The organism is Desulfothermus naphthae (assembly GCF_054657475.1).
Map to the genome: position 1 here is coordinate 1,919,947 of NZ_BAAHYQ010000001.1, position 16,293 is coordinate 1,936,239.

Genomic DNA, 16,293 nt, shown 5'->3' on the forward strand with positions numbered 1-16,293 from the left:
GAATGAGAGTTGGAAGGTTATGACAAAAAAAGATTGAGTCCTTGCATTGAAAAGATTTTAGAAATACCATCCTTTCCTTCAGTGGCCATAAGGGCCCTGTCTCTTTCTCTAAAAGAAGATTTAGATATTAAATCATTGGCAGAGGTGATAGTTGGTGATCCAGCATTGGTTCTCACTATTTTAAAACGAGCTAATTCTTGTGAGAAGTTTCGTAGAAAAAAAATTACCGATGTATACCATGCAATATCCTTGCTTGGAATTTCTGATCTGCAATGCATACTCTTAAGTAATATTACTTTTAGTTTTTTAGAGAAATGGAAAGAGAATAAAGATGCCTTGGCCCTTCATAAAGAAATTTTAAATCACTCTCTTATTACTGGTATTTTTTCTCACCTTATAGCAAAACTCACATACCCTGAATTAAAACAAGAAGCATTTTCTTGTGGAATACTCCATGATGTGGGGAAATTGGCCATCCTTTTGTGTGAAGGAGAAAATTACATTAAAGCAGTTAAGGATAGAAACAAAAATGGAAAAGATAGTCTTTACTTAGAAAATGAAATTTTAGGTTTTGATCATACAATCTTGGGTAGAAGATTGGCTAAAGAATGGAATTTATCAGAATCTCTGATAGAAGTTATTTCCTATCATCATTTAAATGTTCAGACTCTTGGTTTTGTAAAAGATAATTTTCTCCTTATATGTATTGTAAAGCTTGCCAATATCTTATCTCATGAATTTGTCTTTGATGGTGAGATATTAGAGGAAGAAAATAAAGAAAAAAATCTTCTTATAAAAGAATTAAAGTTAAATAACGAAGAATTGAAAAACATAAAGCAATTGTTTTTAGAAGAGTATAAAGGCAAAGCAAGTTTTTTTGACCTCAAAGAAAACTTTGAAGAGCTATTTTTAGAAACAGTTGAAAGGGCCAATCGTCATATATCCCAGTTGGCTCTTAAATTAAGTGAACAGAAAAGAGAACTAAAAAGAAATTATGAATTTCAGAAATTAATTAATAAAATAGGTTTAGTTATATCAGGATCCTGCAATGTTAAAGAACTCTTTCAAAATATTGCCCGAGTTTTTGTCAATTTTCCTGTGTTCAAAGCAGGATTGATTTATGTTTTAGATAGAGAAAATTGGATATTAGAAGGTCATATCTGGCATCAATCAAAAAAAAGTAGGTCTATTAGATGTTTTTTAGATAAACAAGGCAGGCCAGTATGGGATCAGCAAACATCAAAATTTCCTACTTTACTAAAAGAATTGTTCTCTTCTTATAAGAAGAGGATTTTTCTGGAACAAGCAGAAAAACTTGATTTAGCTATATGTTATAAATATCCTTTTTATACTGTTCCTCTTTATTCTGAAAAAATAGATATGCAGGGAGAATTATGTCTGACGCCTACCTCAAAGGGTTACTCAATTTCAGATAAGGAAAAACTTTATCTAAGCCAAGTCATCAAACTTGTGGTGTCTACCCTGGAAAATATCAGGCTAATTGAGAGATTAGAAAAAAAGAATGAAGAGCTTACCTATGCATTATGGAGAAATCAGCAACTTCAAAAACAGGTCCTCCATACTGAGAGATTGGCTATTGCTGGTCAGTTGGCAGCAGGTGCTGCCCATGAAATCAATAACCCCTTAGCTGTAATAAATGCTAGGGCCCAGTTGTTACAACTAAAAGAGACTGACGAGGTAAAGAAAAAGCAACTAAATCAGATTATTGAACAAATAGAGAGAATAAGCAATATTTTAACAAGATTAATGGATTTTGCCAGGCCAGCTCCTCCAACCTTGACATCAGTTGATATCCATTCTCTATTGGATAAAGTGGTGGATTTTGTTGGTCCAGGCTTAAGAAAATACAACATAGTTGTAGAAAAAGAATATAAAGAAGATCTTCCATACATAAAGGCAGATCCGACACAGTTAGAGCAAGTTTTTTTGAATCTAATTATCAATGCCCAACATTCAATGGAACAATCAGGAGGGATGCTGCGTCTTAAGACTTCCCTCAATAGTGCTGACAAACAGGTAATTATTGAAATTGCAGATCAAGGATGTGGGATACCCAAAAACCAGTTAAAAAATGTATTTGACCCTTTTTTTACCACAAAGGAACCAGGTAAAGGAACTGGCCTTGGGCTTTCAATATCTAATTCTATAATAGAAAATCACTATGGAAAATTAGAGATAAAAAGTAAAGAAGGTGAAGGTACTACTGTTAAGGTAATATTACCATTGGACATACATGAATTAAGGGAACCAGATTCATTTGATTCATATTCAAAACAGCCCAAGACATATAATATTAAACCCAAAATATTAATAGTGGATGATGAAAAACACATAAGAGAGATATTGTATGAAACATTGGAAGAAGAAGGTATGGAGCCAAATATCTGTTCAAATGGGGCAGAAGCACTGGAGCTATTGGGAAAGAAGAGGTTTGATCTAATTTTGTTGGATATGAAGATGCCTGTATTAGATGGGCTCTCACTTATTAATGCAATAAAAAGAAAGGATTTAACTATACCTATAATTATTATAACAGGAATGGCAACACATGAAGAAATAAAAGATGCTTTGAGTAAAGGTGTATATAAGTGTATTAAAAAGCCCTTTCATATTAAGTCCCTTCTAAAAGACATAAAGAGCATCCTCTCCAAGGAGGGTCTTTTTGAAGAACTCTCAATGTAGGATTATATCTGTTGCCAGTGGTAAGGGTGGAGTAGGAAAAACTTCCTTTTCTCTTAATTTAGCATATAATCTCTCAATAAAAAAAAAGAAGGTCTGTATAATAGATGCAGACTTAGGACTTGCCAATATTGATGTAGTGCTTGGGATAAATCCAAAATATACCCTGGAAGATTTGATTTTTAATGGCAAAAGTGTTGAAGAGATTATTTATCCAGTGGATGATTTTCTTCACCTTCTTCCAGGAAGCTCGGGCATTCCAAAGTTAGCAGACCTCTCTCCTTCTCAAAGGAGAGAGCTGATTCAGAAGTTTTCATCCCTCACAGGATACGATTTTATTATAATAGATAATTCCCCTGGAATAGCACCCTCTGTACTCTCTTTTTGTCTGGCAACAAAGGAATTAATTTTAATTATTACTCCAGAACCCACTTCTATCACAGATGGTTATGCTCTTATAAAAAGTTTAAAAGAAAATGGACTATATTATCCGCCTTTTTTAGTTTTAAACAGGGCAAAGTCCAGGGAACAGATAAAAAAAGTAATGGGTAGGTTTCAGGATGTATGTAAAAGATTTTTAGGCATATCTATTCTTTTTTTAGGAGCATTATTTGAAGAAAGTATAGTTGGAGAAGAGCTTACCCATAATGCGCCAATATCCAAATTATACCCAAATTCTCTGGCAAGTAAATGTTACAAACTTATAACAGATAGAATTTTAAATAGACCCAAACAGAACCTTTTTTTATCAGATCCAACAGAAGTCATAAAGCAATCAGTAATACAATTTACTGCCAGGATTGCTAGACAAGATTTTGATAAAAAGATTGAAGATCCTCTATCTTTACTGACTTCACTCAAAATTTTAATTGAAAATGCAAAGTCTCTTAAAAAGGACAAAATATTAGTTGAGAAAATTAAACAACGATTAAAAGAAATAGAATATATTGTAGATTCATATCTAAACACAGATAAGTTAAAAAAGAAAATAGGTGTATTATCCCTAGATATTCCAATGAAAAATCTTATAACTGATATTCTTTTAGACAAAGATTATGAAGTGATAGATCTTATCAATATAAAGGATATAAATTCACTAGAGTTGGATCTAGTTATTTATTACCATCTTCCAACCAAAAAACTTTCAAGTTCCTACATGAAAATTTTTAAGTCTTCTACTCCTATTTTACTTATATCACCTTTTAATTATTTTATCCAACATAAAAATATAAAAGGTTTTTTGAAATCTCCCTTTAATATAGAAAATTTTTATCTGGAAGTAAATAAATTAATAAATGGTAACTCATAAATACAACAAAGAGAAAAAATGTGCGCTCAAGAAAATAATATTATAGTTCCCAGAAGTGAGAGTATTTGGATAAGTGCCCTTGAGACTTCCGCAGACCTCCATGGACAAAAACTGATTTCAGCCCTTAAAACATTAGGAGGTAATATTAAGTTTGTTGGTATTGGCGGAGTTAATATGTCAAAAGAGGGCATGAGCAAGGTTTATAGTTCAGAAGAATTTGCTGTTATGGGTTTTTTTGAAGTTTTAGACCATATACCCAAGATTTTGAAGTGTTACAGAAAAATAGAAGATATTTTTAAAACTGGAAAAATAAAATGTGCTATATTAATAGATGCCCCTGATTTTCACTTTAGAGTGGCAAAGATTGCTTTTAAATATAACATCCCAGTATATTATTATATAAGTCCCCAGGTGTGGGCCTGGAGACAGGGTAGAATAAAGTTTTTAAAAAAATATGTAAAAAAACTCCTCTGTATTTTTCCCTTTGAAAAAGGATTTTTTAGACAAAATGGTTTGAAAGTTGAGTATGTTGGGAACCCACTAATGGAATATTTGGACTTTGATTTTTTAGATAATTTAAAAAAAACAGATAATTCTCTTATACTTATGCCAGGTAGTAGAGAAAAAGAAGTGCGAAAGATTTTTCCAATTATGGCAAAGGCAAGTGAGATAATTTTATCAAAGATTCCCAATATAAAATTAAAAATTGTTGTGGCACCTGGAATAGAAAAGGAATTTTTTGATAATGTTCTCCATGGTGATATTAATTATAACTTGGTTGATTTTGAAAATAGATATATAGAGATGGCAAAATCTAAAGTGGCTATTGTGGCATCTGGCACTGCGTCCCTAGAATGTGGGCTATTGAGATTACCTACTGTTGTAGGGTATAAGGTGAGTTGGCCAACATATTTTATTGGCAGGATTTTTGTTAAAGTCAACTTTATAAGTATGACCAATATAATTATGGAAAAAGACATATTTCCAGAGCTGATTCAAGGGAGATTTACTCCTGAAAATGTGGCCTCACATCTTATAGAATGGTTGAAAAATCCCCCTTTGTATGAACAGATAAGAGAAGATCTCCTTAAGTTGCGAGTTAAATTAGGGCAAAAAAGGGCTTCTTTTGAAGCTGCTAAGATTATCTGGGATGATCTTATAAAAAATAAGTATCTATAAAAACTCATGAGGTTTTAAATGGACAAGATAAAATTTGGTATAATTGGCGTAGGACATTTAGGCCATTTTCATTTAAAGGTAGCTAAAGATATTTCTTATTATGATATTGTGGGAATCAATGACATAGATCCAACTAGAATGGAAGAGATATCTAATAAATACAATGTAGCTGTTTTTAAAGAGGTAGATGAATTATTAGAAAAATGTGAGGCCATCTCAATAGTGGTTCCTACTAAATCCCACTATGAGATCGGGTTAAAGGCCTTGGAGAAGGGTTGTCATGTATTTATTGAAAAACCCATTACAGAGACTGTCGAGCAGGGCAAGATGTTGGTTTGTCTGGCAAAAGATAAAGGGTTAAAATTACAAGTAGGTCATATTGAGAGATTCAATCCAGCATTTTTGAGTCTTCAACATTTAGAACTCTCTCCTATGTTCATAGAAGCGCATAGGCTCAGTGAATTCAATCCAAGAGGAACAGATGTAAGTGTGATACTTGATATAATGATCCATGATCTGGATATAGTGTTAAAATTGGTTGATTCTCCAATTAATTTTCTCCATGCCTGTGGAGTGGCCGTTGTGTCACCATCAGAAGATATTGCAAATGTGAGGATTGAATTTGAAAATGGGGCAGTTGCCAATTTAACTGCCAGCAGAATATCTGCAAAGCACATGAGAAAAATGAGACTTTTTCAGAAAGATCAATACATCTCTATAGACTTTTTGAATAAAAAAAGTGAAATTTTGAGTTTAAAACAAGTAGACCATTTAAAAGACACAGGATATGATATTTTGCCTATTGGGGTAATAGGAGAAGGCAAGAATAAGAGGGATATTTTTTTTGTATCTCCTCCTAACATAGATGTGAATTCTCTAAAATTAGAGTTAGAGGAATTTGCAAGGTCAATAATTTTTGATGACCCGGTTAAAGTTACAGGTGAAGAAGGTTTAAGGGCATTGGAACTTGCCCATGAAATAATTAGACTAATGAAAAAACCATCTAATATCTAAGCAATTTGACAGGGTTTAAAATAAAAGTTTTGTGATGGATGTTACAGCTATTTTTGTTAACAATTTTTTAGAAGCTTAAATATAATGGAGAAAATATATGCAAAAAAAGGAATTTTCTGCAATAAAATACGACATTTGTGACCCAAAAAAATGCAATCCCCAAGAAGGTAAGTGTTTTTCTGCTGAGGCTTGTTCTTATAAAGTAATGAAACAAATTGATGGGCCCTTTGAACCACCTGTTGTTTTTCAAGATTTATGTATGGGTTGTTGGGATTGTATAAGTGCATGTCCTCTTGGAGCGGTCTATAAAAAGACCATCTTAAGTTAATTGATTGATTTGCTCGGCAAGATAAATTGTTTGAAGAGAACTTGACTATTTTGACTTTGTATAAATCTTAATATAGTGAATTTAATCTTTATCAGGGAGGATGAAAATGATTTTATTTGAATTTATTTGTGAAGACTGTAAAAAAGAATTTGAAGAACTTGTTAAACCTGGGCATGATAGAGTAAAATGTCCAAATTGTGGTTCCTTAAAGGTAAAAAAACTCTTATCAGCAGTAAAAGTCAAAGGGGTGGAACAGGGGCCAGTTGCAAGTGCAAACAGTTGTGCATCTGTTGGGGGATTTTCTTGAGCTTCCTAAAAAATCGCCCAGGTGTGGGCAGGTGGTGCAGGTTATGAGAAATATTTTAGATCTTTCTTCCACTGAAATAGAGGAATATTTAAGAGAAATAGGTGAGCCAAGGTTTCGAAAATCCCAGATATGGAACTGGCTGTATGTACGTGGAGTATTGGATTTTCAACAAATGAGTAATCTCCCCAAAAAATTGCGTTTTAGATTATCTGAAGATTTTAAAATAGAATTACCTGAAGTTTGCGCAGTAAAGACTGCTAAAGACGGCACTATTAAATTAGCACTTAGTTTACAAGATAAAAACATAATAGAAACTGTCTTAATACCCGAGAGGACCCATTATACCCAGTGCCTGTCATCTCAGGTTGGATGTGCCCTTGGGTGTACATTTTGTAGCACAGGAAAAATGGGATTTATCAGAAATCTCTCCCAGGGCGAAATTTTGGGGCAAATACTTATTGCACGGGCATTTTTAAAGGAAATTAAAGCCAAACTAAAAATACGAAATCTGGTGTTTATGGGCATGGGTGAACCTCTCCTCAACTGGGATAACGTAAAAAATAGTCTTTATATTTTAAGGGATAAACAGGGGTTTGATTTTTCTTACAGACATACAACTATTTCTACAGTGGGCATACCAAAGCCCCTTAAGGAATTTGCCAAAGAAGATTTAGGTTCAATAGCCGTCTCCCTACATGCTCCGAATCAAAATCTAAGGGAACAAATTATGCCCAGGGCGGCGAAAATAATGGAACTGGATGAATTAATAGATCTCCTTAAGTCTATTCCTCTAAGAAACAGACAGAGAATTACCATTGAGTATATTTTGATTGGGGGGGTAAATGATTCTTTGGAGCATGCCAGAGAGTTAAATAAAATATTATCTCACATAAAATGTAAGATTAATCTTATCCGTTTTAATCCAGGGCCTGATATAGGCTATGCTCCTCCTGATGAGAAACAAGTAATTGCCTTTGAAGACTATCTCAGATCCAAGGGACAGATTGTTACCTTGCGAAAAAGCAAAGGACAGGATATAAGTGCTGCATGTGGACAACTAAGGGCAGAGGTGAGTTAAGATGAAACCAAATTTTGAGAAAGGTGGAGGATTAGTTCCTGTTGTAGTGCAGGATTACAAAACTTTAGATGTGCTTATGCTTGCATATATGAATGAAGATGCATGGGAGGCCACTTTAAAGACAAAAAAGGCCCATTACTTTAGCAGGTCTAGAAACAAGCTCTGGCAAAAGGGTGAAGAATCTGGTAATATTCAGATAGTAAAGGATATAAGGATTGATTGTGATAAAGATACCATCCTTCTTTTAGTAGAACAAATTGGTTCTGCTGCCTGTCATACTGGCTATAAGAGCTGTTTTTACAGAAGGATAGTGGAAAGTGATGGAGAGCTTAGAGAAGAGATATGTAGCGAAAAAATCTTTGATCCCAAGGAGGTGTATAAGTAAATGTCTGAGGAAAAAGTTTTAAAATTGGGGATACCAAAGGGTTCACTCCAGGATGCCACTATAAATTTGTTTAGAAAATCTGGCTGGAAAATCAATTTACACCACAGAAATTACTTCCCTGAAATAGATGATCCCCATGTCACTTGTACCCTTTGTAGGGCCCAAGAGATGCCCATATACGTTGAAGATGGAACATTAGATGTTGGGCTCACAGGAAAGGATTGGGTTTTAGAAAATGAGGCAGATGTAATTGTTGTTGATGAGCTGGTCTATTCAAAGGTGAGTAATAGACCTGCTAGATGGGTTCTGGCAGTTGCTGGAGATTCACCATACAAGAGACCAGAAGACCTCAAAGGAAAAAAAATCGCCACTGAGCTAAAGAATTTTACCAAAAAATATTTTGAAAGTGCAGGAATTGATGTAGAAGTGGAATTTTCATGGGGAGCAACAGAGGCAAAGGTGGTGGCTGGCCTTGCTGATGCAATAGTTGAAGTTACTGAGACAGGAACAACAATCAAGGCTCATGGACTAAGGATTATTGCAGAATTACTACAGACCTGCACCCAAATTATAGCAAACAAGAGGGCATGGGAAGATGAGTGGAAAAGAAACAAAATCCTTCAAATGAAGACCCTCCTAAAAGGTGCACTTAAGGCAGAGAGGATGGTGGGGCTTAAAATGAATGTAAGAGAAAATGATTTAGAACAGGTGCTTAAAATGCTTCCAAGTCTTACATCTCCCACTACATCTAACCTTTATCAAAAGGGATGGCTTTCAGTTGAAGTTGTAGTGGACAAAGATGAAGTAAGGGATCTTGTTCCAAAATTAATGGATATTGGAGTTGAAGGGATAATTGAATATCCCTTAAACAAGGTCATATAAAAAATGAAAAGATTGTATTTAAACTTTTTATTATTAATTTTTTTGTTGAGTTGTGCTACAACAAATCAACAAATTATCACAAAAGATGTGAGGGCTAGATTGGATCTAGCCCAGGCATATATATTAAAAAAACAACCACGCCTTGCCTTTATTGAATTGAAAAAAATTGAAAAAAAAGCAAAGAGAATTCCCTATTTTTATTTTTTAAAGGGACTTATTTATCTTCAGACAAAAGAGCCTGACAAGGCTATTTCCTCTCTCACATATGCTATTAAACTTGACCCCCAATATGGAGATGCCTGGAATAATTTAGGACTTGCATATCTTGCCAAAAAAGATGAAAAAAAGGCTATTTCATGTCTTAAAAAGGCCCTTTCAATAGAGACTTATAAAACCCCTGAATATGCTGCTCATAATCTCGCCTTAATTTATATAAATAAAGGGAATTTGGATAAGGCCATTTTTTATGAAAAAAAAGCCCTTACCTTAAATTGGAGATATCTTCCTGGATATTTTTCAATAATTAATTTATATGTAAAAAAAGGAGATATTTCTAGTGCAATATACTGGATAAAAAAGGGGATTTACGCATATCCTGATAACCAAAATCTCTATTATCTACTTGGGGAAAATTATCTCAGATTGGGAAAGACAAAAGATGCAAAGATGGCCTTTGTTCAGGTCCTCAAACTTGACAAATCAAAAGAGACAAAATTTGCCAAATTGGCCAGAGATTATCTGGATATCCTCAAATAAAAAAGACTATTCAAGGGTCTTAGGGATTAATCCATGGATCTATGATTTTGCTGCATACAATTTCTGGGCCCGCCCAGTTGGTTTAATCTCCTGCCTAACTATGCTCAAGTTAGTTGGATGTGAAGTTGCTCTATTAGACTGTTTATATCCAATGTGGAAAGATATTAAATGGCCTAAGCCAGCTAAATAGTCGATGCTTAAAAAATATATAATTTACTGAAAATACTTTACAAAATGTTTGTTATAATGTAATATAAACGACCAGAAAATGTTTAAAACAGGTAAAAAGGTGGTAGAAAAGAATAAAAAAATGGAAGGGAAATTATATGCAGACATGTATGCCAAAGCGTAGAATACCACATTTGATATGTGGAGATTTATTAGATTTTATTAATCCTGATGATGCTTTGATAATTTTATCTAAAAAAATTCCATGGAAAGAATTTGATAAAGCATTTGCGAGTAAATATAGTAAGCGGGGTCGTCCTGCCAAATCTACTAGATTGATGGTTGGACTTTTAATGTTAAAACACTTGTATAATTTAAGTGATGCAAAAGTAGTGCAGATGTGGACACAGAATCCATATTTTCAAGCTTTTTGTGGAGAAAGTAGATTTAGATGGTCTCCTCCATGTGCTCCATCAGAGCTTACACATTTCCGAAAACGCATAGGAGAAGATGGTGTAAAGAAAATATTTGAAATATCTGCTCAATTACATAAAGACAAAATTCAAGAAAAAGAGATAGTTGTAGATACTACAGTTCAAGAGAAAAATATTACATTTCCAACAGATACAAAGTTAATGTGTAAAATTATTTCCAAATGTAGAAAAATAGCTAAAGAAGAAGGAATAGTTTTACGTAGAAGTTTTAGAAGAGAGTTACCTGAGTTGTTAAAAAAAATAAGATTTAACAAGAGGTCAAAGGATAAGAAAAAAGTTAAAAAAGCCAGAAAAAGGATTAAGACTATAGCTGGGATATTGATTAGAGAAATAAAACGTAAATTGCCAGAAGATGTTTATCCCAAGTATGTAAAACAAATAGAACTATTTGAAAAAGTGCATTCTCAAAAGAAAAAAGATAAAAATAAAATTTATAGTCTTCATGAACCAGGAGTCTATTGCATAAGCAAAGGTAAAGAACATAAGAAATATGAATTCGGTTCAAAGGCAGCTATAGCAATGACAAAAAATAGTGGAGTAATAGTTGCTGCAGTAAATTTTGAAAGAAATCAATATGATGGTCATACATTGCCAAAAGTATTGTGTCAAACAGAGGAGATAGTAGGAAAAAGACCAGAGGTGGCCATTTGTGATAGGGGATTTAAAGGTAAAAGCAAAATAGGCTCAACAAAAATTATTATCCCAAAGAGTCCTAAAAAGAAAGCAACACCCTATCAAAAATCCAAGATGCGTAAGAGATTTAGACGAAGGGCGGCGATAGAACCAGTAATAGGCCATCTAAAATCAGATTTTCGTTTAGCCAGAAACTTTCTAAAAGGGACAATAGGAGATACAATCAATTTACTGTTGGCAGCAGCAGCTTATAACTTCAAAAAGCTGATGGATCAGCTTGCCTTTTTTTTGTTTCTTTTTATTTTTCGTCCTTTTTTTACAAAAAAATATCAAAATTAAGAGCCGATGAATGAATCTTGAGCTTAATCTAAAGTGAGTATGGAAAAAATTTTAGAATAAAATTTAATAAAAGGCTTTTTTTAAGCATCGACTAAATATGGCACAGGTCCATATCCTAGAGTAGAGTTTCCAAAACCTTGTGGATTAGAAAATGTTCCAAGAAAATTTGCAAGATATGGGCTGGATTTTAATGCAGTTAAAGGTGCCCTGAAAAATATGTCACCACCTGATTTTGTTGTGGCCCGACTTTGACAGTTAGAGTAGGAATTTATTGGAATTTGGGGTAGATTTTTAAAAAAGTTTTATTTCATCAGCTATATGCTTTAAAATAGCTTGACAGGATTTACTTTTTGAAATATATATTTATACACATCTATGTTAAACTTTTTGCAAAAAAAGGAGGTAATAGGATGAAAAGATTATTAGCAGTATTATTAATTGGAGCCACTTTGTTTTTAGGTGTACCTATGAGCATAGGAGCTGAGGCAGTCGGTGGTGCAGCCGGAGCAGGTGCCGGGGGGGGAACTGCGGCAGGTGCAGGAGCAACAGGTGGTGCTGCAGCGGGAGCAGCTGCAGCGGGAGCAGCAGGCGCTGCTACTGCTGGTATCACTACAAGTATGGTTGCAATAGGCGTGGCTGCAGCTGCTACTATAGCAGGCGTGGTTGCAGCTGCTAACTTAGATGATGATGATGGGGGTTATTGTGGTCACGGTCATGGTCACGGTCATGGTCACTGATTTGGCTAACTTAAAAAGACCTTTAAAAAAGGTCGTCTTGTACAAGACGACCTTTTTTTTTGGAATATCTATTTGAATAATTTTTAAGTATTGACAATAAAAAGTAAATATAGGAAGGTGCCCAAGAATTTAATTTAAGGAACACATTATGGAAGAGAGATGGGAAGAAGAGGAAATAGATTTATATGAACTGTGGCTTGTTATTGTAAAATATAAAAAGATGATTTTAGGTTTAACCTTTGGTGTGGCCTTTGCGGTGGCAGTACTTTCTCTATTTATGACAAATATATACAAAAGTGAGGCTACGATATTGCCAGTGGGTAATAATGAGCAAATAAGTGGAGCCCTAGCTGGATTGGGAGGATTAGCTCAAATGGCAGGAATTTCTCTTCCTTCAGGAGGGTCAAGTTCTGAAATTATTGCACTTTTAAATTCAGATATCCTTAAGGAAAAGGTTATACTGAATTATAAAATCCTACCTCTGCTGCTTTATGAGCAATGGGACAGTGAGAAAAACACATGGAAAAAACCAAATCCTATAATTAAGTGGTTTAAAGGAGTTATTCGTTCTTTACAACCCAGTAATCGTGAGTCAATAAAAGAAAGCGATGTCCCTACTTTAGAGGATGGGATAAGAGAATTTGAAGATATATTTAATGTTCAAGAAGACAAAAAACTTGGTACTATTTCTATTTCCATAGAATATCCAGATCCAGAGATTTGTGCAAAAGTTGTAAAATACATATTGGATACACTGCGAGAGCATATGAGTGAAGAGGCAATTAGAATTGCACAAAAAAATAAAAGGCTTTTAAAACAGGAGCTATTAAAAACTTCTGATCCCACTATTCAGCAAAAGCTCTACACCTTGATTGCCAAGCAAGTTGAGACAATAACAATGGCAAAGGTAAATGAAAACTTTGCCTTTAAGATTATTGATCCTCCAAGGGTGCCAGATAAAAAATATAAGCCAAGACGTACGCTTATCGTGGTGGTATCCTTTATAACTACTTTGTTTTTAAGTATATTTTTGGCATTTTTTTTAGAATATATAAATAATGTAAAGCAAAGATCCGGGGCTAAAGATTTAGTTGAAGGAGCTGTTAAGAATGAAAAAAATTAAAACACTATTTTATTTTATAATGTTATGGCTGTTCATTTCAATTGGTGGTTATGCTGAAGTCACTAATATTTCAAATCTTAGTACATCTCAAAAAGAAAGGATTTATAAGAAACTTCAACAAGGCGGTAATTTAACTCCCGAGGAAATTGAAATACTAAAAAATAGTAAAGAATTTCAGAGTGTAAACCCGTCAATAAAGGAGTTGATTTTAAGGAAATTCCAACAAGGCGGTAATTTAACTCCCGAGGAAATTGAAATACTAAAAAATAATAAAGAGCTTCAGGGATTAAGACCAGAGGAAATAATAGAAGGGAAAAAATTACTGGAAAAGCCCCGTGTGCAGACAAAAAAAGAAACAGTTGAGATTAAGTCCATACCTCCGAAACAAAATTTTTTCGCAATTTTTAAAAAATATTTAGAAGTAAAAACAGGGGAACTAACTGTCCCTACAAATATAAAGCCCTTTGGGTATAATCTGTTTAGGGAAGTGATATCAAAGCCACTTCCAGCCCAGCCTGTTGCTCCAGATTATATAATTGGACCTGGAGATGAAATACAGGTTTTATTTTGGGGAAGATTAAATGCACAATATACTCTATTAGTTGAGAGGGATGGTAGGATACTTTTCCCTCAAATAGGACCATTAACAGTGGCCGGAATGACCTATGAGGAGATGAAAAGTTTTCTCACTAAACAGGCCACAAGAATCATTGGAACTAATGTAGCTATTACTTTGAGCAGGCTTCGCCAAATTCAAGTTTTTGTTTTAGGCGAGGTGAAAAATCCAGGTCCTTATAATTTAAATGCCATGTCAACTATTTTAGATAGTCTTATAGCTGCAGGGGGTCCAACTGAAAGAGGGAGCTTAAGGAGGATTGTTTTAAAGAGAAACAACAAGGTAATTAGTGAACTTGATTTATATGATCTGCTTTTAAAGGGTGATAAAAAAAATGATAAAAGATTAAGACATGGAGATACCATATTTGTCCCCTTAGCAGGTCCTTTGGTTGGTATTGCAGGTAATGTGAAAAGGCCAGCCATTTATGAATTAAAGGAAGAAACAACTCTGGAGCAAGCTTTAAAGCTTGCAGGAGGTTTGTTGCCTATTGGATGGGACCAAAAAATACAAATTGAGAGATCTGAGAATCACAAATGGAAAGTAATCTTAGACGTTAATGCTGAAGACAAATCTAATTTAAAAAAATTTAAGTTAAAAGACGGGGATTTAATTAAAGTTTTTTCAATTATTCCTCAAAACATGAATTCCATAAAGCTCATGGGGAATGTTCGCAGACCTGGTTCTTATTCCTACCATCAAGGAATGCATCTCAGTGAAATAATTACCAGTGTTGATGATTTGTTGCCTGATACTTATTTTGATTACGCGTTGATTAAAAGATATGTATGGTCTACTGGAGAAACAAAGCTTGTTCCATTTAATTTAGGAAAAGTGGTCTTGGATAAAAAAGAAGATGTTGAACTAAAACCCTGGGACAAAATATATATATTTTCAAAATGGTTATTTGAACCAGAGCCTTCAGCTACCATTAAAGGGGAAGTAAGAAAGCCTGGTAGCTATAAAATGAAAGAGAAGGAATTTAGAGTAAAGGATCTTATTTTATTAGCTGGAGGCTTAACTAAACAGGCCTATATGGAAAAGGCAGAAATTTATCGTTTAGATAAAATAAATAAAAAAAGAAAGCTCATAACCTTTAATTTAAAAAAAGCACTTATGGGTGATCCTGACGAAAATATTCCTTTAAAAGACTTGGATGAAATTATAATCCATTCTATTTGGGAATATATACCAAAGCAAACTGTCACAATATATGGGGAGGTAAATTCCCCTGGACAATATCCATATGTCAAGGGAATGAGAATAAAGGATTTGGTTTTTGCTGGTGGAAATATTAAAGAATCTGCATACTTAGATGAGGCTGAACTTACTTCTTATAACATAATAAATGGAAAACTTAGTTTAGTGTCAGTTCGAAAAATAAGTTTAAAAAGGGCCCTTATGGGCGATCCAGAGAACAATGTGCCATTAAAACCATATGATAAACTATTTGTGAAAAAAATCTCTGAATGGGGAAAAGTTGAATATGCTGAAATTAAGGGGGAGGTTTTGTTCCCTGGAAAGTATATAATAAAAAAAGGAGAAAAACTCTCATCTTTAATTGAGAGAGCTGGAGGATTTACTAAAGAAGCCTATTTTTATGGTGCAAAATTTTTTAATAAAAAGGCCAAGGAAATTCAGAAAAAAAGCTTAAATGATTTAATTCAGGATTTAGAACTCAGGGCAAATGTATCTATTACAAAATCAATGCAGACAGCAATTTCGTCAGAAGAGACTCAAACCTATAAAATAGCTTTAATGTCTATTCAAAATTTTATAAACAAATTAAAAAAGATAGAACCTGAAGGACGGGTCTCCATTAAACTTACAGAGCTGTCTTCTTTTAAAAATTCGAAATATGACTTCCAATTATCAGATGGGGACCTCTTGATAATCCCAAAACGACCTGAGTTTGTTACAGTGATGGGAAGTGTATATACTCCAAGTGCTTTTTTGTATGAACCTGACAAGACTATTGGTGACTATATTAAACAAGCGGGCGGTATTACAAAAAATGCCGATGAAGATTATATCTACGTATTAAAGGCAAATGGTGAAGTATATTCAAAACAGCAGGCTAGATTTTTGACAAGCTTCTACAAATATAAGCCAATGCCAGGAGATACAATTGTAGTGCCCGAGAATTTTGAAAAAATACCATATTTAAGATTAATAAAAAATATTACAGAGATAATATTTAAGATAGCAACAACTGCTGGAATTGCCATTGCTGCCCTTTAAATGG

15 protein-coding genes are annotated in these 16,293 nt (G+C 33.9%); all 15 read left to right on the forward strand.

What is annotated here, in order from left to right; translation table 11 throughout:
- Positions 1 to 9 precede the first annotated feature (9 nt).
- The 15 genes from ACYQ1E_RS09315 (at position 10) to ACYQ1E_RS09385 (ending at position 16,289) form a co-directional block, all read left to right on the forward strand.
- Positions 10 to 2,703, forward strand: coding sequence for an HDOD domain-containing protein (locus ACYQ1E_RS09315; RefSeq protein ID WP_459878305.1), 2,694 nt, complete (start codon positions 10 to 12; stop codon positions 2,701 to 2,703).
- Positions 2,684 to 4,009: a MinD/ParA family protein gene (locus ACYQ1E_RS09320; protein ID WP_459878308.1), complete on the forward strand. Its 1,326-nt coding sequence runs from the start codon at positions 2,684 to 2,686 to the stop codon at positions 4,007 to 4,009. Before ACYQ1E_RS09315 ends, ACYQ1E_RS09320 begins: the two co-directional genes overlap by 20 nt.
- Positions 4,010 to 4,027: 18 nt before the next feature.
- Positions 4,028 to 5,188, forward strand: a complete 1,161-nt coding sequence (lpxB, locus tag ACYQ1E_RS09325) for a lipid-A-disaccharide synthase (protein WP_459878310.1) — start codon at positions 4,028 to 4,030, stop codon at positions 5,186 to 5,188.
- 18 nt (positions 5,189 to 5,206) lie between these two features.
- On the forward strand, positions 5,207 to 6,202 hold the full coding sequence (locus tag ACYQ1E_RS09330) for a Gfo/Idh/MocA family oxidoreductase (protein WP_459878313.1): 996 nt from the start codon (positions 5,207 to 5,209) through the stop codon (positions 6,200 to 6,202).
- Positions 6,203 to 6,299: 97 nt separating this feature from the next.
- A complete protein-coding gene (locus tag ACYQ1E_RS09335; RefSeq protein ID WP_459878316.1) occupies positions 6,300 to 6,530 on the forward strand; it encodes a 4Fe-4S binding protein in 231 nt (76 codons plus the stop codon).
- Between the two features lie 106 nt (positions 6,531 to 6,636).
- Positions 6,637 to 6,837 (forward strand): FmdB family zinc ribbon protein, encoded by a 201-nt coding sequence (locus ACYQ1E_RS09340; protein WP_459878318.1) that lies wholly within the window; start codon positions 6,637 to 6,639, stop codon positions 6,835 to 6,837.
- 43 nt (positions 6,838 to 6,880) lie between these two features.
- Positions 6,881 to 7,915: a dual-specificity RNA methyltransferase RlmN gene (rlmN, locus tag ACYQ1E_RS09345; RefSeq protein ID WP_459878320.1), complete on the forward strand. Its 1,035-nt coding sequence runs from the start codon at positions 6,881 to 6,883 to the stop codon at positions 7,913 to 7,915.
- A 1-nt stretch (position 7,916) separates the two neighbouring features.
- Positions 7,917 to 8,300 carry a phosphoribosyl-AMP cyclohydrolase gene (gene hisI, locus ACYQ1E_RS09350; protein WP_459878323.1) on the forward strand — a complete coding sequence of 128 codons (384 nt, stop codon included), beginning with the start codon at positions 7,917 to 7,919 and terminating at the stop codon, positions 8,298 to 8,300.
- Positions 8,301 to 9,182, forward strand: a complete 882-nt coding sequence (hisG, locus tag ACYQ1E_RS09355) for an ATP phosphoribosyltransferase (RefSeq protein WP_459878326.1) — start codon at positions 8,301 to 8,303, stop codon at positions 9,180 to 9,182. It abuts the gene before it with no gap.
- Positions 9,183 to 9,185: 3 nt separating this feature from the next.
- On the forward strand, positions 9,186 to 9,938 hold the full coding sequence (locus ACYQ1E_RS09360; protein WP_459878329.1) for a tetratricopeptide repeat protein: 753 nt from the start codon (positions 9,186 to 9,188) through the stop codon (positions 9,936 to 9,938).
- On the forward strand, positions 9,898 to 10,128 hold the full coding sequence (locus ACYQ1E_RS09365; RefSeq protein WP_459878332.1) for a hypothetical protein: 231 nt from the start codon (positions 9,898 to 9,900) through the stop codon (positions 10,126 to 10,128). Before ACYQ1E_RS09360 ends, ACYQ1E_RS09365 begins: the two co-directional genes overlap by 41 nt.
- Positions 10,129 to 10,276: 148 nt before the next feature.
- A complete protein-coding gene (locus ACYQ1E_RS09370; protein ID WP_459878335.1) occupies positions 10,277 to 11,572 on the forward strand; it encodes an IS5 family transposase in 1,296 nt (431 codons plus the stop codon).
- Between the two features lie 410 nt (positions 11,573 to 11,982).
- Positions 11,983 to 12,309 (forward strand): hypothetical protein, encoded by a 327-nt coding sequence (locus ACYQ1E_RS09375; RefSeq protein ID WP_459878338.1) that lies wholly within the window; start codon positions 11,983 to 11,985, stop codon positions 12,307 to 12,309.
- A gap of 148 nt (positions 12,310 to 12,457) precedes the next feature.
- Complete coding sequence (locus ACYQ1E_RS09380; protein ID WP_459878341.1) at positions 12,458 to 13,432, forward strand: Wzz/FepE/Etk N-terminal domain-containing protein; 975 nt, start codon at positions 12,458 to 12,460, stop codon at positions 13,430 to 13,432.
- A complete protein-coding gene (locus ACYQ1E_RS09385; protein WP_459878344.1) occupies positions 13,419 to 16,289 on the forward strand; it encodes an SLBB domain-containing protein in 2,871 nt (956 codons plus the stop codon). Before ACYQ1E_RS09380 ends, ACYQ1E_RS09385 begins: the two co-directional genes overlap by 14 nt.
- Positions 16,290 to 16,293 lie beyond the last annotated feature (4 nt).

Coding starts and splice junctions, on each gene's coding strand:
- ACYQ1E_RS09370 (WP_459878335.1), top strand. CDS start 10,277: ATGCCAAAGCGTAGAATACCACATTTGATATGTGGAGATTTATTAGAT.
- ACYQ1E_RS09330 (WP_459878313.1), top strand. CDS start 5,207: ATGGACAAGATAAAATTTGGTATAATTGGCGTAGGACATTTAGGCCAT.
- hisI (WP_459878323.1), top strand. CDS start 7,917: ATGAAACCAAATTTTGAGAAAGGTGGAGGATTAGTTCCTGTTGTAGTG.
- ACYQ1E_RS09380 (WP_459878341.1), top strand. CDS start 12,458: ATGGAAGAGAGATGGGAAGAAGAGGAAATAGATTTATATGAACTGTGG.
- lpxB (WP_459878310.1), top strand. CDS start 4,028: ATGTGCGCTCAAGAAAATAATATTATAGTTCCCAGAAGTGAGAGTATT.
- ACYQ1E_RS09335 (WP_459878316.1), top strand. CDS start 6,300: ATGCAAAAAAAGGAATTTTCTGCAATAAAATACGACATTTGTGACCCA.
- rlmN (WP_459878320.1), top strand. CDS start 6,881: ATGAGAAATATTTTAGATCTTTCTTCCACTGAAATAGAGGAATATTTA.
- ACYQ1E_RS09385 (WP_459878344.1), top strand. CDS start 13,419: ATGAAAAAAATTAAAACACTATTTTATTTTATAATGTTATGGCTGTTC.
- ACYQ1E_RS09340 (WP_459878318.1), top strand. CDS start 6,637: ATGATTTTATTTGAATTTATTTGTGAAGACTGTAAAAAAGAATTTGAA.
- ACYQ1E_RS09375 (WP_459878338.1), top strand. CDS start 11,983: ATGAAAAGATTATTAGCAGTATTATTAATTGGAGCCACTTTGTTTTTA.
- ACYQ1E_RS09360 (WP_459878329.1), top strand. CDS start 9,186: ATGAAAAGATTGTATTTAAACTTTTTATTATTAATTTTTTTGTTGAGT.
- hisG (WP_459878326.1), top strand. CDS start 8,301: ATGTCTGAGGAAAAAGTTTTAAAATTGGGGATACCAAAGGGTTCACTC.